Below are 18,250 nucleotides of genomic sequence, written 5' to 3'. Positions count from 1 at the left end.
ATTATGCGCAAATTACTTACAGTACTAAGCATTGCAACAGCAGGAATTGGGTTTTCACAAAACTCCATTTCGCTAGATTCTTGCATTTCTTGGTCCAAGAAAAATTATCCATTGATCAAACAGAACGAAATCACCCTACAACAAACGGAACAAAACGAAAAAGCAATCCGCGAAAATTGGCTGCCCAAACTTTCATTCATGGCACAAGCAACTTACAATACGGAAGTTGTTCAATTCAATTTCCCTGGAATGGATTTGAAATTTCCACACGATGCATACATGACTTCGTTGAGTTTGGAGCAAACAATTATTGATGGTGGACAAACTAAATCGCAACACAGCGTTGAAAAATTAAGTTCTGAATTAACGATTCAGCAAAACGAAGTGGAATTATACAAATTGGTGGAACGAGTAAATCAATTGTATGTCAATGTGCTTTTAGGGCGCGAGAATTTACACATTCTAGAATTGTACAAAGAAGATTTAGGCAACAGAGCTAAGAATATGAAAGCTGGTGTAGACAACGGATTGGTTTTGTCTAGTTCATTGGATGAATTGGAAGCTGAAATCTTAAAAACAGATCAAAACATCATTGAATCAACCTACCAATTGGAAGCACTTTACAAGACAATGACACTTTACATTGGCAAACCAGTTGACAAAAGCACAACTCTTACTGAAACACCAATTGGTGGAACAGCTGCTCGCATTGAAATTCAACGTCCGGAACTAAAAATATTCGACCTTCAATCCAAGTTATTAGATGCGCGCTTCAAACAAATAAACGTGAATGCAATTCCAAAAGTAACTGTTGGTGCAGCTGGAAACTACGGTCGTCCTGGTCCAAACTTCATCAACCAAGAATTGCGCTTTTTCGGTAGTGCTAACTTGACAATTCGTTGGAACATCAGTTCACTATACGGTTTGAAAAGAGAGAAAACAAAGGTTGAATTGAACAAAACATTAATAGATATTCAGAAAGAAGCGTTCTTGTTCAACATCGAATCTTCATTAAATACGCAAACTGCTCAATTGACAGCTCTTTCTCAAATGATCGAAAAAGACGATGTGATTATCGAAAAAAGACACAATGTTACAACTACCGCAACCGCACAAATGGAAAATGGCAAGATTACCGTTGTCAATTATTTGTCACAATTAAACGCTGAACTTCAAGCAAAACTCAACAAGAAAGTTCATGAAATCAAACAAATGAATGCCATTTCAACAATCAACGCAACATCAGGTTCAATCAAATTTTAATTAAAAGACACATGGAAAAGTCAACAGAAAAAAAACAAAAAGGTTCAAAGATGAAATTCATCATCGGTGGACTTATCATCGTAGTGATCGTTGGAATCGTGATTTTCATGATGGGTGGAAATACGCAATCAACAGATAACGCACAATTGGATGCGAACATTATTCCAGTTCGTACCTCAATCACAGGTTATGTAAAGGAAGTCTTGTTTGAAGACAACCAAGAAGTGAAAAAAGGTCAATTATTGGTTACAATCGACGATGTTGAATACAAAGCAAAAGTAGCTCAGGCTGAAGCTGCATTGGAAAATGCAAAAGCAAATTTGGGAGCAATGAAGAGCAATGCAATGGCTTCCAACCAAAGCGCAAGTGCAGCCATGTTCTCTACGGAAACAACACAGGAAACCATCAATTCTGCAAAAGCAAAACTGAACAAGGCAAAAGAAGACAACAAGCGTACGAAAAACATGTTTGCAGCAAAAGCAGCAACACAAGCAGAATTGGATAACAGCGATGCAGAATTGGAAGTTGCTCAGGCAACATACGACTCCGCTTTGAAACAATTGAAAGTGTCACAGTCTCAATCTGCAGGAGTTAAATCTCAAGCTTTAGGTCAAGTCTCTATGATTTCTTTAGCAGAAGCAATGATTCGTCAACGCGAAGCAGAATTGAAATTAGCTCAAACACAATTGGATTATGCGACAATTGAAGCTCCTTGTGACGGAATCGTTTCAAAAAGAAGTATCGAAGTAGGTCAATATGTTTCAACAGGTCAATCGGTTTGTTCTGCAATTGATAATACTAGTCTTTGGGTAAGTGCGAATTTCAAGGAAACTCAGTTGGAGAACATGAGAATTGGTCAGCCAGTTGAAATTAAAATTGATGCATATCCGCATATCAAACTATCTGGTAAATTGAATTCATTCGTAGGAGCAACAGGAGCAAAATTCTCTTTGTTACCGCCAGATAACGCAACAGGAAACTTCGTGAAAATCGTGCAACGTGTTCCTGTGAAAATTACGATTGATCACTTGACAAAAGAGGAATTGAAAATTCTTTTCCCTGGATTGAGCGCTTATGTATCTGTAAAAGTGAAATAATGTCGGGAGCTCCAACTTTAAAAATGCCCATCGTATATCCTACGGGAGCTGAAAAGTGGATCTTGGTCATCACGGCAATTAGTTGTGCCATACTCGAGTTACTCGACACAACCATTGTAAACGTTTCATTACGTGAAATCAGTGGAAATGTAGGTGCAACAACAACAGAAATTGCATGGGTTGTAACAGCTTATGCTATTTCAAACGTGATCATCATTCCTCTAACGAGTATGCTCAGCGACTTTTTCGGTCGTAAGAACTACTTTACAGGCTCCGTTGTGATTTTTACCGTGGCATCCTTGATGTGTGGTCTTTCCACCGATCTTTGGACATTGGTTTTCTGGCGTTTCGTGCAAGGTTTAGGTGGTGGTGGTTTGCTTTCAACAGCACAATCCATTATCATTGGTGCTTTTCCTCCAGAAAAAATCTCTACAGCAAATGCAATCTTCGGAATGGGGTTAATCCTAGGACCAACTTTCGGACCAACACTTGGAGGTTATATTACTGACAATTTCTCTTGGCATTGGATTTTCTTCGTAAATATTCCTATTGGTATTACAGCAACTATCTTAAGTTACCGCTATGTCACCGATCGGGTCGGAGCCGTCAAGCCAAGGCGGATTGACTGGTGGGGAATTTTATTCCTTGTTGTTTCTATTGGCTCCATTCAATATGTATTGGAAGAAGGAACGGCTGAAGATTGGTTTGAAAGTCACGAAATTACTGCAATGACCATTATTGCAGTGGCTAGTTTAACGGCATTTATTATTCGGGAATTGAAAATTGATTATCCTGCTGTAAATATCCGTTTGTACAAAAATTACAACATGATCATGGGTTCTATCATGAACTTCCTACTCGGGTTGATGCTTTTTGGAACCGTATTTATCTTCCCGCTTTTTGTGCAAATTTCTTTAGGATGGACAGCTACTCAAACGGGTATGTTTATGATTCCAGGAGCTCTTTGTACGGCAGTCGCCATGCCATTAGTTGGACGTTTATTGGGTGGTGGCGTAAATCCGAAAACGGTTATTCTATTTGGAGTCGGTATGACTTTCACCTTCGTGATGATGCTAGCATTCTCTTCACCCGATTCTTCGGAAGGAAATTTCTATCTGCCATTTGTATTGCGTGGATTTGGGATGGCTTTCATGATGTCTCCTATTCTCTCATTAGCTGTTCAAGGATTGAACCCTAAAGACATGCCGCAAGCGATTGGATTGGCAAACATGATTCGTCAGCTAGGTGGATCTGTAGGTATTGCATTAATCAATGTGTATTTAACAAACACGAATGCACTCGTTCGCGGAAACATGATTGGTTACATTAATCAATACAGTGATGCCGCTTCAGAACGAATTCAGATGTTTACACAGAACTTTCTCTCTAAAGGATATGATTCTGTTCAGGCGGCAGAAATGGCCAATCGCACGATGGATGGTTTGATGACCAAGCAACAAATGCTTGTGAGCTACAATCACGGATTTTTCATGGTCGCTTGTTTGATTCTAATCTGTGTTCCTGTTGTCTTTTTAATCCGATATAAAAAAGGTACGAAAGCCGTTGTAGCAGACGGTCACTAAGTTTGAGTTACACCCTAATTAAAAAACCCTCTTGTAGATATCTACAAGAGGGTTTTTTAATTACATTATTTTTAAGCCGCATCATGAAAGACAAAATCTAAACTACTAATGATTTCTGCTAAATCATTCTTACTTAGCATTCCTAAAACTCCTTTGATTCGACCTTTATCAATACTTTTTACTTGACAAACATCAGCAAAAGAATCTTTTGTCAAACCATTTTTGGAATCAAAATTGACAATATGCATAAAATCCAACGCTAACTCCAAACTTCCTCTTAATGGGACTACAGTTATTACTGGTAAAAGATTATTCAATTGTGTATTTGAAATGATTACAGCTGGTCGTTTCTTCATTATCTCGGCACCTACTTGTGGCTCAAAATCCACTTCTATAACTTGTCCTTTTCTCATTTATTATTTGTTTTCAGTGCCGTTATTACTAATCAATTAAATCATCCGCACTGTGGATGACATAATTTTTTTCAAATTTTTGAGGATCCATTTTTTCAATTTTCTTCATCATTTCAGAAATCATTCCTCTGTTTCTATTTCGTTTTTCATCGATCATTTGTTGTAATGTTTTCGATTCAACGAAAATTAATCGGATTTCATTTGCTTCTATGCTCATTTCTATTTCATGCGTCTTATCTACGCCCTTTAAAAAGCTTGAAGGAATGATTACCGCTTGGCTATTCCCAACTTTCTTGAGTTTAACCATTGTATCTGCTGACATAGCTTTTAATTTTAAGTAAATTTTGATTATTCGTTATTTATCAATCATCGTGCTCTTTCAGAACCATTACTCATACATCTCCTTTTATTAAACGTTATTACAAATATACAACAAATATGTATATACACTTTTATTTTTATGTAATTACATTTTTATTTTAAAAATAATAACATTTCTGAAGTTTTAATCCTTAGTTGAGTTTTAATCAACTCTTATACTGTCATTTACACAATTCATTTCAAAACCCTTTAAGATTATACAATGAGTCTTCTAATGCAAAACAATAAACCAGATGAATTTGTGTTTTAAATTAAGCTCAAGCAGAAACATTGAAAACAAACCAGAACCCAAATTATTTTTTCATCCTGAATGTTTACCTTTCCAACTTCCAAACACAACCAGTAAATTCAGCAATGGAGAAACCTTTTTACAATCCCCAGGAAATCAAAAAAGAACTGAATGTTCTTTACAAGCATTTTCCAGAGGTGAAGCGCCTACTTCGAACTTTTGGTTGTGATGGATTAACCGCAGAAGATCTTTTTCAAGAAGCATTAATCATTTACTTGCGCAAGAAAAACGATCCAAATTTCGAATTTCAATTAGACCCCATCTATTTCATCAAACAAACCTGCAAATTGTTGTGGTTCAATGCAGCTCGGAAAGAACAAAAACACGGAGCAAGCAGTTTAGAATTCGATTTGGAAGAAATTCCCGATTCCTGGATGGAAAAGGAATTACAATACAAACAACTCGAAACCGCATTAACAAAGATCGGGAAACAGTGCAAAGAATTATTGCATCTGTTCTATGGTTTGGGCTGGAATATGGTGGATATTGCCAAAAAGCTCGATTTCCGCAATGATAAAGTAGCGAAAGCCCAGAAATACCGCTGTATGCAGAAAGCCAAGGATTTGGTACAGGAAGCTCAGTCAAGTGTTGGCTTCGACTCCGCCCAGTCAACTTTTGATAACACTCAATTCATCTGATTAAGCCATGGAAACAAATTGGAATCAATTGATTGAGCGTTATTTGAATAACGAGCTTTCAGCAGAAGGAAAAGCGGCTTTCGAAACCGAACTACAAAAAAATAAAGAGCTTCAGAAAGAATTTGAATTACATAAACTGACCCAAGAACTCATTCAACGCAATTCATTTCGCAAGTTGGTGAACCAATCCGGGAAGTGGTTTCATCTCAAGAAATTGCTAGTGAAAAGCGCACTGACTTTGGTAATTGCGGGTGTTGTAGCGGTGGCGGTTTATACAGCAGTTAATTGGAATAGCTTCACAAACAAACCTCAATTTTTGGAGCAAGTCCTTTTGGAAAAACTGGAGAAGCACTTAGCTTTTGAAAATATCGATCCAGAGTATTTCCAATTTACGGGACAATCCGATGTGTTTCTTTCTGAAAGCGGAGTGTTGTTGAGTATCACGGATAAATCGTTTCTATTGGATGGAAATCCCTACGCAGGTGAAGCAATTGTTCAGCTTCAGGAAGCCCAAAAAGGTTCCGATATTGTGAAGGCGGGTTTAAGTACGAAATCCGGAGACCGATTACTGGAAACGCAAGGAATGTTCAGCTTGAATGCCTTTACTCCAGATGGAAAGAAGCTCGAATTGACAACTGAGGGTGTTTATATGCAAGTTCCAGTCAATGAACTAAAAAAAGACATGCTTATTTTCACAGGAGTTCCTGGAAAAGATGGCGCAATTGATTGGCAAAATCCGGTAGAACTGGAAAGACTTCCGAAACCGAAAGACATGGCCGAAGTGGATCTCTTTCCGCCGCGCTACGAACCGAAACTGAATGAATTGAAGTGGTTTAAGGAGAAAACCAAACGCGATAGCTTGTATTTGAGTTTTGAGGAGAATAACGAGCCAGGATTAACTGATAGTATTTACGGTGAGAATGATAAAGAATCCTTGTCAATAAAAAATGTTCCTGGTAAAGGAAATCAATTCAATGTTAGTTTTAATGGAAACGAGAAAATACTTGGAGCGGGAACTCCGGTTAATGCATATCCGACTGACTTGGAATTAAGAGGAAAATTACTTTTTGAAACCAAATGTGCTGTCTGTCATTCTCCATACAAAGATGGTACAGGTCCTAAGCTGTTTGAAGTTCGTAAAAAATGGGCAGATGGTGGAGCAAAAGAAGGATCGATTTATCAATGGGTTGATGATTGGAACATTGCAGCTACTTCAGATCCTTATGCAAGAGAAATTTGCAACATTAAAGCTACTGCAATGAATACTTTTCCTGAATTAAAAGGAAAGCAAAAAGAAATAGATGCGATTTTTGATTACATTGATTCGCAGCTGCTTCAAGTTAATACTGCTGGAGTGGATACAATCCAGAAATCCCACATCCCACCATCCAAAGTCCTTGCAATCTGGAACAAAAAGTTCAACAAAACGAACCTGGCAACACAGGATTTCGAAGACCGCATGAAGGCCATCCATGAAACGTGTGATGAGAAGGTATTTGATGTGTATGCGAAAAATCTGAACGAACCGCTTTGGAAATTGGATCAGCGGGTAGTGAAAATGGGTTATCCACAATTTCAGCAATTTGCAGATCAAAAAGTGGGAGCAATTAAGATGGACGATGTGCATCAAAAAAATCTGACTGCATTCTACGAAAAAGCCATCGAAACGATTCGTGAAACTGGTAAGAAAGATCTGGAAGCAGCCTTGAAAAAAGATCTCCAGTGGGACAATGAGGTGCAGGATGAACGCAGGAAAGAATTTCTAAGAAAAGGATTGAGGGAATCGACCAACTTGAATGAAGAATACGGCTTCAACCTGAAAAATGTTTACAAGCAATTGGGAGTGACCGCAGGATTTCAAATATATGGAGGTGGAACGATTGTCAATATAGACAAATACGTCATGGATGCAACCATTACGCGCCAATCGACCTTAATTACCGATCCGGAAACTGGGAAAACAGCTCAAATCACCTATGAACCACTGAAGGTCGAAGTGAGCGAATCGGAGCAATACGACAAGCTTTTTCTTTACCTCTTCTCCAAAGAAATCAACAGTTACCAGCGAATCGATTTCAAAGAAGGGAAATTAGACTACAATCTAAACGGTGACATGAACTACCATGCAATGATCGTTGGAATGAATGAAAACGGATATTTCTATCACCAGATCAATGAACTGAAGGCAGAAGATTTGGAAATAGTATCCTTGAAGGAGATCAGCGAAAAAGAATTCGACAAACGAATCAATATCCTGAATGAACACCGCATCGGAAAGGCGATGAGTATGAAAGATGAACTGAAGTGGTTATTCAAGGAAAAAGCGAATTATGCGGTTCAGAAAAAACGAAGGGAGAATGTGGCTTTCAGAAATCTTATTCGGCCAATGATTTATTCGTGTATGAAATCGGAAAGCAATAATTCAATAATTGGTGGAGCAAAACCTGCTGGTCAAGATGAAATTTCGTTTTAAGTTTATTACCAGTTAAAACGCATTAAATCCACCTCCGAAGAGGGAATTGGAAAACACCTTCTTAAAATTCAACTGATTCTCCGAGAATTAAATCAATTACACGTCTTCTTTCGGTTGAATGCGGATTAAAGCTTCCCCCTTTTGGAGGGGGAATGAGGGGGAGGATAGATCAAACTAAGTTTCCTCCCTTTCTTCTTTCAAGCAATGAATCACATGTTGAATTTGTGTAATTACATCTCCCAAATTATTGATTACATCTCCTTCAGAAAATCGAATGACGACATAGCCTAATCCTTCCAGTTTGCTTTGCCTCATTCGATCATAATCTCCTTTGTTAACATGCGAATTGCCATCTATTTCTATGATTAGTCCTATTTCCTGAGCGAAAAAATCAACGATAAAGTGCAAAATTGGTCTTTGGCGCTTAAACTTTACCCCTTGTTGATTCCTTGAGAGAACATGTTTCCAGATATACTTTTCTGCCCTGGAAATGGTTTCAGTTCGGAGTCCTCTGGCGAATTCCTTTAGATTCGGATTATAATAGTTGTTAGACATCAAATTAAGATCCGGAATTTGGTGTTGATTTGCAAAATCGTGACTTATCCTCCCCCTTTGTCCCCCTCCCGAGGGGGAAATACGACAGTCTTCGATTGAAAAGATTGGAACAGCTCGTATAAATTGATTTAGAATTTTCCAACTTTGTAAACGACACACTTCAATTTGTAAACAACATTTAAATAAATATAATCAACTAATTGTCAGGTGATTAAAAATATTCAAAAAAGCAGATTGAAGCACTCTTTACTTGATAAATCAGCCAGATGTGTATCTTTAGTTCGCTTATGAAAAGTTGGCTGGTTATTATTGGAATGTGGGTTAGCTGTTTGTCTGTAGTTGGACAATATCCAGCATATTTCAATTATACCATCGAGAATGGCGGACCTTCCAATGAGATTTACAGTATTCTGCAAGACAAACAAGGCTATATTTGGATTGGTTGCGACGCCGGATTGTATCGATACAATGGAGTCCGTTTTGAGCAATATACGAATCCGAAACTAACGGCCAGAGCGGTTACTGGTTTATGTCAGTCACCTAGTGGAACAATTTATGCCTACAATTTCAACGGACAGATCTTATTGGTCAAAAACAATAAGATTGATATTCTCAAAGACTGGGATAAAGATGTAAATCACCTTTCTACAGATACGAAGGGAAGTATCTGGATTTCATCGAGCAAAGGAGTTATTCAACTGAATGAGAAAACACTGAAATGGAAATCCATAGCCGATTTGAACGGTGATGGAAAAAAAGATCTTCAGGGTTTCAGCAATGGAATCATGGCTCAAAAAAACGGAACCCTTTATTACTTGTTTGAAGACAATCTAATTGAACGAAAGAATGGCAAATGCTACATTCATCCGATCAATCTTCAAAATCCCTTTTTCATTACAGAATCGGAAAAAAAACCATGGGTGTTCGGTCTTGTAAATGGTGATTGTTTTGTTCCCCGGGGGACGAAATACGTTCGAAAGGCCTTTCCAAAGTTAATCCGGCTTCTTGAAGGAAAAAAACTGACCTATGTGCAGGAAATAGGTGCGGATATCTGGATTAGTACGCACAGCGGAATCATTCGCTTCTCTAAAAACTCAGGAGCTGCTTCGCTGTATTATCCGAAGATTGCGTTTTCAGCTTGTATAAAGGACACGGAAGGATCTTATTGGTTTACAACCCTTCACGATGGAATTCTGCGCATGCCAAATTTGGATTACTTGAGTTGGAATGAGCGAACCGAAGCACTACCTCATGATCAAATTTCCCATGTGGTTCATGGAAAAGGAAGCATTTTCTTTGCAACAACGGATGGAGAATTGGGTGAAATTCGGGAAGCGGACGAACAATTGAAAGTGGTCAATCATCCCATACGCTCCGATATTGGTGCCATGTATTATGATTCAGTGGATAATTGTTTGTTTTTCAATAAAATGAATACAGCTTATCGCTACTGTAATGGAAATGTGGAGGTATTGAATCCGTTTACACGACCGGTGAAGGATTTTTTCCGCTTGAAAGACGCCTATTTACTGGCAACTTCTCAAGGAACATATGTGTATTCTTTGCCGAAGGATGGATTTAAAGAACAGCGCTGCGTGCTTCAAGATTGGTCCAGACAATTCATAGAATCTCCTTTTTGCAAGAGCATTTTTGTTGCAACAAACCACGGATTGAAGGAATTAACCAATCAATCCAATCAATGGAAACCAAAGCGCACTTTCTTGCTCAACAAGCAGATTACAGCAATCACAAAAGATTCAAAAAGCATCTTTGTACTCACATTTGAAGGGAAAATTTACCAGATAACAGGAAATGGAAACTGCAAATTGCTTACCAAATTGGAGGAAAATTACCATGCTGTTCAACTCAACTATCACCAAGGAAAACTGTTGATTGCTACCAATCTTGGGGTGATCGTTTTGAGGTTAAAAACAGGAGCGAAAACAATTGTTAACCGATATACCGGATTGAATTCAAATAACATCAGCGGATGCGTGATTGTCGCAAATAATTGTTGGCTATCAACAGGAAAAGGACTTCATAAATTACCCCTGTCTTCTATCCATAAAAATGATCAGGCGGGGAAAATCATTTTGAGAAATCTGTTAATCAATGGAAAGAAAGTTGGTAAAAAACCAATTTACGAACTAAATTATTCAGACGATTTAAAGCTTCAAACAGATGGGCTGAGTTACCGATCAAATGGAAATTTCAATTTTGCCTACCGATTTGTGGGTGATCGAACGGGATGGATTTTGGTTCCCGCTTCCGTGAAGGAATTAACGATTCCACGTTTGCCTCTGGGGAATGTAGAAATGGAAGTCAAGCTGATTGATCACGAAAACAGAAGTTCTAGTAATAGGCTTCGCATCAAATTAGTTGTCCAAGCCCCTATTTGGCAACGTTGGTGGGTTTATGTGTTGAGCGCAGGATTAATTATCGGAATGAGTTACTTGATTTTCAAAAGAAGAATCAAGCAATTGCGCACCAGACAGGAGATTAGATTGAAACAATTGCAATTGGAAAATGAATTGCGTTTGACGCAACAAAATGCCTTGAAAGCGCAAATGAATCCACACTTTTTGTTCAATGTGTTGAATTCAATCAAAGGATTTATTTACGAGAATGACAAAAAGAATGCAGCCAAGTATTTAGGAGACTTTTCCAGTTTGGTGAGAAAAGTACTAGAAATGAGTGCTTTACCAAGCGTTCCATTGTCGGATGAATTAGAAACCTTGACCTTGTATATCAACTTGGAATCCATGTTGTTGGAAGAGGATTTTACGTTTCAATTGGACGTGGATGATAGTTTAGATACGGGAGGAGTTCTCATCCCATCCTTATTGCTTCAACCCTATATTGAAAACGCTTTTAAACACGGATTACGCCATAAAAAAGGCTTCAAACGATTATTCATTCATGTATCGGAAGATCGGGAAAATCAGCTCTTAATTATTCAGATTCAAGACAATGGAATCGGAAGAACTGCTGCCGGGGAAATCAATAGAAGTCAGAATGCAGCACATGAATCATTTGCCACCAATGCCAATGAGAAACGGATCGAATTACTCAATTTTGAACGTGGAGGAGTTATTGGTGTGGAGATTGAAGACTTGATTTCAGAATTAGGCGCAGCAACAGGAACGAAAGTAACGATACGAATTCACATATAATGAAAGGGATATTAATAGATGATTCACCGCAAGCCCGTAAATTATTGCGCTTGATGTTGCAAGAATTGGCACCGAAACTTGAAATTGTTGCCGAATTGGAAGATGCACAAGCCGGTTTATCCAAAGTGAAGGAGTTGAAGCCGGATGTGGTTTTTTTGGACATTGAAATGCCTGGCAAGTCGGGATTGCAACTAGCAGAAGAATTGGTGCAGAATGGCTGTCAAAGCGCACTTATTTTTACCACGGCTTATAATGCTTATGCCATCAATGCTTTCCGACTATCTGCAGTGGATTACCTGTTGAAACCCATTCAGGAAGATCAATTACTGGAAGCCATTTCAAAGGTCAATGAGCGCTTAAAATTCCGCAATTCGGATGTGCAATTGCAGGCATTGAGTAAAAATCTGAAAGCAGAAAGACCAGATGTTTTATGTATTCCAATTCAAGGCGGTTACGAATACTTGTCTATCAAGGAAATTCTCTTTTTGGAAGCAGATGGCTCCTATGTGCGTATTGTTTGTACGAATGGGAAACACAAATTGGTTTCTAAAAACCTCAAGTATTTTGAAAATGCCATGCAGGGAGTTGCAAATTTTGTACGTGTACATCGTTCGTATAGCGTAAATATGGATGAAGTTGCTGCTTATGTTCGCTCGGATGGTGGAAATTTAGAGCTGCGTTCCGGGAAAGTAATTCCTGTTTCCAGAGAGCGGAAACCAGCGGTTTTAAAGTACCTCAATTTGGATTAATTGTTTCTTCGCAAAGTCGAATCTGTCGTTCGTAAACTACTGACCATCAAATTGTTTTATTAAGCAAATATTTGTGCAAAAAATAAAACAATGAAGAATCTAACATTATTTATAGCGGGCGTACTTTTCAGTGCAACGCTGTTCGCACAATCCAATTTAGAAAAAGTCTTTAAAGATGGGTACAACATTTCTGGAGTTTACCATCTTTCAAAAACAGTAACTATTTATGACCAGTCAGTTACTCAAGTGAATTTTGAATTTTTAGAGGGCTCCAACAAATTAAATGTGTACTACGACGCATCTTCATCGCCTTTTTATATCGAAACAAATTCCACATTCAAAAGATACTATCAAACATGCGGTGTCTTTTTTGAAAACGCAAGTAATCCATTTGGTGGAAGATTAATGCAGCTTGAAGAAGGAGTTTTTATCGCATTAGCTGGAGAATCCAATGCGTATGTGAGTAACGGAAATTGCGACAATTTTGTTTTTAAAGATCCGAATAATGAAATCGTTATTTTGGGAAAGAATAAAGATCGAGTTAAAGAAATTGCTGAAAACAGCGATTTGCTGAAAAAACTGACAGAAGAAAGTGCAATTCGCTATTGTCAAGCCTTGAAATGTGTGTTGGCCGGTAAATACCCTTTTCCAGATCCAGGTATGAAAGACGCAAAATTGAGCGCAGAGGCTTTGGTTGTAGTTCAAGCACATGCTACAACTGCCGGATGGACGCAAAAGATTGAATACTGTTACATTAAAAATAAAGAATGGACAATTATCACAGATAAAGCGACTGGAGCCATAAAAGGTAGAACAATACGCATGATTGCAGTAATGAAAAACGCAAATGGTGCGTGTCAATGGGAAGAGGTCGAAGTAAAACAAGATTACAACGGATCTGCTTATGGAAAAACCTATTATAGCGGAAACACGCAAGCGATTATAACTATTGATTGCGCCGAAGCTATGAAACACAAATAAAAGTCTCTTTTGGAATTCGATTTTATGTGGGCACGCGATTAATCGCGTGCCCTTTTTTACAGTTCTAATTTTTCATTTTGGTTGTTTACAAAGCCAACTAAGAAGCCTGCAAATTCTGTTTCACCCCATTAATTTCAAATAAGTAGGTTTGATTCAAAGACTTTTACACATGAAAAAAATTAGTTTCTTATTCTTGTTAGTGTTTACTACATTAATAACCCAAGCAGCCGAGCCGTATAATTACAATCAGAATTACAATTTCAACAAGTACATCAAAGAAGGAAAGTGGATTAGCTATGCAGATGATTATGATAAATATGAAGTGAATCTGACAAAAGAAAATACGGGAAAAACCGATTTTGAAGGAAATGAGATTTTCAAATGGCACTTCAAGTGTGATAAATATGAAGCTTATTTAGTGCCAGACAATGAGTTCTATCCCTTATTTTACCGACTATTAGTGAAGAGAGACGATAAAAAAGGATTTTACTCTCAAGATACTGATCGGTCTGGAATGCGTGACATTGGTTTTATTGTTTTGAATGAAAATCACATTGCTTGTGTTGTTATCAATGATGAAGCGGCTGCTTTAAAAGAAGAAAAAGTGAATCACAGTCGCATTGCTGTTACAGTAAGCAATTATAATAATTTATATCATCGCATGGAGCCTAAAACAACGGCTTCACTTTATTCATTCTATCGTGGTAAAGCTACTGGCTCACCCTATAGAGATTGGGCAGCTTTTATGTTAGCTGAAAATTTGCAAGAGTTTTACAGCACAGATTCGCATAAAGGAAAGCCCATGACCCAATGGAAAGGTATTCCAACCTACTATGAGAACTTACTCAAATACCAGGAGCGACAGTTGGAATTGGCGAAGACAAAAAAATTGGATGCTTTGCTTTCAGAATTTGCTGATGGAGAATACAAGCTGTACACTGAATCTTCTTCTTACGGCAAAATGGATTACGGTAAAATAAAGCTCACATTTGAAAAAACGAATGGAAAAGTAACCGGGTTTACCGTTCAGAATTGTTTTACAGATGGTTTGTTTTATGACAAGGAAAAATTCTTTGTAAAACACACTGTCGGAGCAAATGGCGAAGTGAATTTTGACGGTGGAAAATTTTACATCATTCCATTCGACGGTCGATTATTAATCTACTACACGATGGACGGCGGAATGTCATCCATCATGGCTGTTATTTCCCCCAATCAACAAGATCAATTTGCAGAATATATAAGTAAAGGTGATTTTTGGAGTGTCAATGAAACTGACCATACTTATTTCTGCAAAACAGAAATGGAAACGGAATACAATAAAAAGCTTGACAAATGGAAGTTTGGGACGTTCATACAAAAATACCAAAAGGCTTTTTTAGCAAAATAAAATCTTAAAACCAGTATCTGATATGGGGAAGCGATTATTCACTTCCCTATTTTTTACAGCCTTTTTTTGGCTCCCCGTCGTTTACAAATCCAAGTCTGCTGTGTACAAACGCATTCTAAATCAACGAAATACTTGATATAAATTCGAGTTTAAATCTTAAAATATCACATCATGAAACAAATTTTACTTTTCTCACTATTCGCAAGTACTTGTTCGTTTGCCCAAATTGGATCCTTCGACCCTACTTTTAATGACGACTCGTACTTCCAAATTCAAAATTGGAGTTCAATAGGAAGAATTATTCCTTTAACGAATGAAACGTGCTTGAATATTAGTAATTCAGGCTATGACGTTCCAATGACTCTTGGAAAAGAAAGTGCACTTATTAAGTTCCTAGCCAATAATCCATCAGGTTCTGCCTCAGCTCAAAGTCAGATTAATCCAAATTTACCTGATACACTTTCCGGTTTTAGAGATTTTACAAAAGATTCTGATGGAAGAATTGTTGTAGTTGGTTACAGGCATTTTGATGCACCTGCTTATGACAAGATTTTTGTTGGTCGTTACAATGCAGATGGGTCTATTGATAATACTTTTAACGGTAGTAGTTTTCTAGAAATTGATTATTCGTCATCATTCATGAGTGCGGATGTGTTTAAAGTCTTAGTGTTGAGTTCAGGGAAAATTCTTGCTGTCGGAAAACGTGCCAACAGCACAAATATTTTGGTAAGAATTAACGCCAATGGAACGTTAGATAACACCTACGGAACAAATGGAATTTACAATTGGAATTTCATGGGTGGTAGTTACTCTAAAATTCACGACGCCATCGAATTAAGTACTGGAAAAATTCTTGTTGCAGGTTCTGAAAATGATCCAACAAACAACAACATTCAAACTGCGTTTGTGGTTCGATTAAATGGGGATGGAACTATTGACAATACGTTTGGTGTAAGTGGGGTGAGTAGAGTTATTTTAGGTCAGTTTGGCAAGGCAAGCACTATTAATTCTATGGCTTTGACTTCCAACGGTAGCATTATTGTTGGTGGTTTGGGTTTTTGGACAGGTCAACAATCGTGGGATGTGAGTCGCGGAGCTCTTGCAAAGTTAGATGCAGATGGGGTTGTTGATGCCGCTTTTGGCACACAAGTTATCCCATCAGATTATTCAGGGATTAATAAAATTTTGGTTGGATCCAATGACGATATCATTGCTGGTGGTTACATTTCAACCGCTGGTATTCGATCCACTTTATTTGCGTTTATGAGTGATGAAGGAGTTTTTGACACCTCTTTTGATGCTGACGGAATGATCACGAATTCAAATACGCCAAATCCTCAAATTCTTGATTTTGCTTTTCAACCCGACGGGAAAATAATTTATGTGCAAAGTTTCTATACAAGTAATTTCGACAATGGAATGTATGTTGGTAGAATGTTGATGGGAACAGGAACAAATCATTTAGAGGAAACAAGCTTAAATCAGATGGCTGTTTACCCGAATCCATCGAATGGAACAACAACAATTTCTGTTACAAAACCAACACAAATTTCGGTAAAGACCATCAACGGAACTGAAATCTTGACTACCACGATTGAAAATCAAAAAATGATCGATCTATCTGAATTTGCTGCTGGAGTTTATTTCATTAACACGGCTGAAGGGCAAACAATCAAAGTTATCAAAGAGTAGTAATTGATTTAAACAGTCGGTAGACGATGCATTGTGCACCTACTGTTTATCAAATACCCAATCAAATAGTGACTTAAAGACACAAAATATGAAAACATTATTACTTAGTACACTTATACTCAGTAGTGCATCTTTTGCACAAATTGGATCACTAAACACCACATTTAGCTCCGATGGATTGACCTTTCAATTCGGAACAAAAAACATCAGTAGAGGTGCTGAAGTTTTGCTTCAAAACGATGGAAAAACAATTGTAGTTGGCGATTCGTATACTGCAGGAGAAAGCGGCGATATCCACGTTTATCGATACAATACTGATGGCACACTGGATACAGGTTTCGGCACCAATGGAGTTACTACAATTGCTTCTTCACCTGGGACTTTTCAAACAGCAAATTGCGCAACCCTAACGAGTGACAATAAAATTTTAATTGCAGGAAGGCGCAACAATGTAGCTCAAGTTATACGCTTGAGAACAGATGGTTTGGTGGACGGGACTTTTGACAATGATGGTATTCGCTTAACAGGATTTTCCATGCCTCATGAATTCAATGACATTGTTGCCCTTCCAGATGGTGAAATGCTCTGTTTGGGCGTTTTAAACAACAGTACCGGAAGTGATTTTATTGTTGCAAAGATTACCAGTACGGGTGCAGATGATGCTACTTTTGGCTCCAGTGTTCCGGGTTACGTGGGTGTTAGTTTTGGTAACACCAGCGTTGGAACAGCATTACATGTAAATGCAGATAATTCATTTTATGTTGCAGGATATACAGTCGATGTAGCTCTAAGTGCAGACATTGCTATTGCACAGATCAGTGCGAACGGTCAATCGCTAGTGAGCAGTTTTGGGATCAACGGCAAAAAGACATTTAGTGTGAATGCGGTTGGGGATAATATGGTGTTTGCTATGCAAGTCTTACCAAATGGCAATATCCTTTTAGGAGGAGTTGCAAATTCGAAATCCTTGCTTTGTTCATTAGATCCTCTTGGGGCTTTGAATACAGATTTTAATACCACAGGTTATTCGCTAGGAAACACGGGTTCTTTTATTCACGATATAAAAATCCTTCATGCGAATAAAATTGCTGCAGTAGGCACAAAACTGAGTCTTTACGATGTATTCCTGTTCGACACTTTAGGAGTTGTTGACCCCTCTTTTGTGAGAGAAACGATGCCAAATGGAGTAGATGATACCGGTGAATTCTTATCTGTTACAACCGATGGTAGTCAACATCTTTATGCTGCTGGAAAGACTCAAATCAGTGAAAATATTACCCAAATAACTTTAGCTAAATACAATTTGGTTGCTAGTACCACTGGTATATCCGAAAACAGTGATCAGCAATTGGCTATTTACCCAAATCCAGCATTGAATTCATTGACCATTTCTGTTGTTCAACCAACACAAATTACAATTTGTAAAGTGAATGGAATAGAAATACTGAAAACAATTATCGATAAACAACAAACAATTGATATTTCTGACTTCGCAGCGGGAGTTTATTTTATTCACTCTGCTGAAGGACAAACAATCAAACTTATAAAAGAGTAAAGTTGTTTTTTCATAGGG

Annotated in this window: 14 protein-coding genes; 11 read left to right on the top strand and 3 right to left on the bottom strand. The window is 37.9% G+C overall.

Annotated features, from left to right (window positions below; translation table 11 throughout):
* Positions 1 to 3: 3 nt before the first annotated feature.
* The 3 genes from FLUTA_RS08840 to FLUTA_RS08830 are packed head-to-tail and all read left to right on the top strand — an operon-like array spanning position 4 to position 3,943.
* Positions 4 to 1,263 (top strand): TolC family protein, encoded by a 1,260-nt coding sequence (locus tag FLUTA_RS08840; protein WP_013686525.1) that lies wholly within the window; start codon positions 4 to 6, stop codon positions 1,261 to 1,263.
* Between the two features lie 50 nt (positions 1,264 to 1,313).
* Complete coding sequence (locus FLUTA_RS08835) at positions 1,314 to 2,360, top strand: HlyD family secretion protein (protein WP_043024200.1); 1,047 nt, start codon at positions 1,314 to 1,316, stop codon at positions 2,358 to 2,360.
* Complete coding sequence (locus FLUTA_RS08830; RefSeq protein WP_013686523.1) at positions 2,360 to 3,943, top strand: DHA2 family efflux MFS transporter permease subunit; 1,584 nt, start codon at positions 2,360 to 2,362, stop codon at positions 3,941 to 3,943. The genes FLUTA_RS08835 and FLUTA_RS08830 overlap by 1 nt, the downstream gene beginning before the upstream one ends.
* A 71-nt stretch (positions 3,944 to 4,014) precedes the next feature.
* Here the strand turns inward: FLUTA_RS08830 and FLUTA_RS08825 are convergent, their stop codons facing one another.
* Both FLUTA_RS08825 and FLUTA_RS08820 read right to left on the bottom strand, forming a co-directional pair.
* Positions 4,015 to 4,356: a type II toxin-antitoxin system PemK/MazF family toxin gene (locus FLUTA_RS08825; RefSeq protein ID WP_013686522.1), complete on the bottom strand. Its 342-nt coding sequence runs from the start codon at positions 4,354 to 4,356 to the stop codon at positions 4,015 to 4,017.
* A 28-nt stretch (positions 4,357 to 4,384) separates the two neighbouring features.
* Positions 4,385 to 4,678 (bottom strand): AbrB/MazE/SpoVT family DNA-binding domain-containing protein, encoded by a 294-nt coding sequence (locus FLUTA_RS08820; RefSeq protein WP_013686521.1) that lies wholly within the window; start codon positions 4,676 to 4,678, stop codon positions 4,385 to 4,387.
* 329 nt (positions 4,679 to 5,007) lie between these two features.
* On the opposite strand from FLUTA_RS08820, the gene FLUTA_RS08815 reads away from it, so the two are divergent.
* On the top strand, positions 5,008 to 5,664 hold the full coding sequence (locus tag FLUTA_RS08815) for an RNA polymerase sigma factor (protein WP_043023734.1): 657 nt from the start codon (positions 5,008 to 5,010) through the stop codon (positions 5,662 to 5,664).
* Positions 5,665 to 5,671: 7 nt separating this feature from the next.
* Positions 5,672 to 8,137 carry a c-type cytochrome gene (locus FLUTA_RS08810; RefSeq protein ID WP_013686519.1) on the top strand — a complete coding sequence of 822 codons (2,466 nt, stop codon included), beginning with the start codon at positions 5,672 to 5,674 and terminating at the stop codon, positions 8,135 to 8,137.
* 174 nt (positions 8,138 to 8,311) lie between these two features.
* Here the strand turns inward: FLUTA_RS08810 and FLUTA_RS08805 are convergent, their stop codons facing one another.
* Positions 8,312 to 8,692: an endonuclease domain-containing protein gene (locus FLUTA_RS08805; protein WP_013686518.1), complete on the bottom strand. Its 381-nt coding sequence runs from the start codon at positions 8,690 to 8,692 to the stop codon at positions 8,312 to 8,314.
* 287 nt (positions 8,693 to 8,979) lie between these two features.
* Here FLUTA_RS08805 and FLUTA_RS08800 point away from each other — a divergent pair, with 287 nt between their 5' ends.
* The 6 genes from FLUTA_RS08800 to FLUTA_RS08775 all read left to right on the top strand — a co-directional run bounded on the left by FLUTA_RS08800 (position 8,980) and on the right by FLUTA_RS08775 (position 18,232).
* Complete coding sequence (locus FLUTA_RS08800) at positions 8,980 to 11,865, top strand: sensor histidine kinase (RefSeq protein WP_043023733.1); 2,886 nt, start codon at positions 8,980 to 8,982, stop codon at positions 11,863 to 11,865.
* Complete coding sequence (locus FLUTA_RS08795; protein ID WP_013686516.1) at positions 11,865 to 12,614, top strand: LytR/AlgR family response regulator transcription factor; 750 nt, start codon at positions 11,865 to 11,867, stop codon at positions 12,612 to 12,614. Before FLUTA_RS08800 ends, FLUTA_RS08795 begins: the two co-directional genes overlap by 1 nt.
* A 90-nt stretch (positions 12,615 to 12,704) precedes the next feature.
* A complete protein-coding gene (locus tag FLUTA_RS08790) occupies positions 12,705 to 13,595 on the top strand; it encodes a hypothetical protein (protein WP_013686515.1) in 891 nt (296 codons plus the stop codon).
* Positions 13,596 to 13,764: 169 nt separating this feature from the next.
* Positions 13,765 to 14,985 carry a hypothetical protein gene (locus tag FLUTA_RS08785; RefSeq protein ID WP_013686514.1) on the top strand — a complete coding sequence of 407 codons (1,221 nt, stop codon included), beginning with the start codon at positions 13,765 to 13,767 and terminating at the stop codon, positions 14,983 to 14,985.
* Positions 14,986 to 15,156: 171 nt separating this feature from the next.
* A complete protein-coding gene (locus FLUTA_RS08780; protein ID WP_013686513.1) occupies positions 15,157 to 16,677 on the top strand; it encodes a T9SS type A sorting domain-containing protein in 1,521 nt (506 codons plus the stop codon).
* Between the two features lie 88 nt (positions 16,678 to 16,765).
* On the top strand, positions 16,766 to 18,232 hold the full coding sequence (locus FLUTA_RS08775) for a T9SS type A sorting domain-containing protein (RefSeq protein WP_013686512.1): 1,467 nt from the start codon (positions 16,766 to 16,768) through the stop codon (positions 18,230 to 18,232).
* Positions 18,233 to 18,250 lie beyond the last annotated feature (18 nt).

The sequence above is a fragment of the Fluviicola taffensis DSM 16823 genome (assembly GCF_000194605.1).
Classification (GTDB): domain Bacteria; phylum Bacteroidota; class Bacteroidia; order Flavobacteriales_D; family Crocinitomicaceae; genus Fluviicola; species Fluviicola taffensis.
The sequence above is the reverse complement of the archived record's forward strand: the minus strand, read 5'-3'. Positions and strand labels throughout refer to the sequence as shown.

Excerpts from the sequence above, each read along its gene's own strand:
- FLUTA_RS08840 (WP_013686525.1), top strand. The coding sequence starts at position 4 with ATGCGCAAATTACTTACAGTACTAAGCATTGCAACAGCAGGAATTGGG.
- FLUTA_RS08835 (WP_043024200.1), top strand. The coding sequence starts at position 1,314 with ATGAAATTCATCATCGGTGGACTTATCATCGTAGTGATCGTTGGAATC.
- FLUTA_RS08830 (WP_013686523.1), top strand. The coding sequence starts at position 2,360 with ATGTCGGGAGCTCCAACTTTAAAAATGCCCATCGTATATCCTACGGGA.
- FLUTA_RS08825 (WP_013686522.1), bottom strand. The coding sequence starts at position 4,356 with ATGAGAAAAGGACAAGTTATAGAAGTGGATTTTGAGCCACAAGTAGGT.
- FLUTA_RS08820 (WP_013686521.1), bottom strand. The coding sequence starts at position 4,678 with ATGTCAGCAGATACAATGGTTAAACTCAAGAAAGTTGGGAATAGCCAA.
- FLUTA_RS08810 (WP_013686519.1), top strand. The coding sequence starts at position 5,672 with ATGGAAACAAATTGGAATCAATTGATTGAGCGTTATTTGAATAACGAG.
- FLUTA_RS08805 (WP_013686518.1), bottom strand. The coding sequence starts at position 8,692 with ATGTCTAACAACTATTATAATCCGAATCTAAAGGAATTCGCCAGAGGA.
- FLUTA_RS08800 (WP_043023733.1), top strand. The coding sequence starts at position 8,980 with ATGAAAAGTTGGCTGGTTATTATTGGAATGTGGGTTAGCTGTTTGTCT.
- FLUTA_RS08795 (WP_013686516.1), top strand. The coding sequence starts at position 11,865 with ATGAAAGGGATATTAATAGATGATTCACCGCAAGCCCGTAAATTATTG.
- FLUTA_RS08790 (WP_013686515.1), top strand. The coding sequence starts at position 12,705 with ATGAAGAATCTAACATTATTTATAGCGGGCGTACTTTTCAGTGCAACG.
- FLUTA_RS08785 (WP_013686514.1), top strand. The coding sequence starts at position 13,765 with ATGAAAAAAATTAGTTTCTTATTCTTGTTAGTGTTTACTACATTAATA.
- FLUTA_RS08780 (WP_013686513.1), top strand. The coding sequence starts at position 15,157 with ATGAAACAAATTTTACTTTTCTCACTATTCGCAAGTACTTGTTCGTTT.
- FLUTA_RS08775 (WP_013686512.1), top strand. The coding sequence starts at position 16,766 with ATGAAAACATTATTACTTAGTACACTTATACTCAGTAGTGCATCTTTT.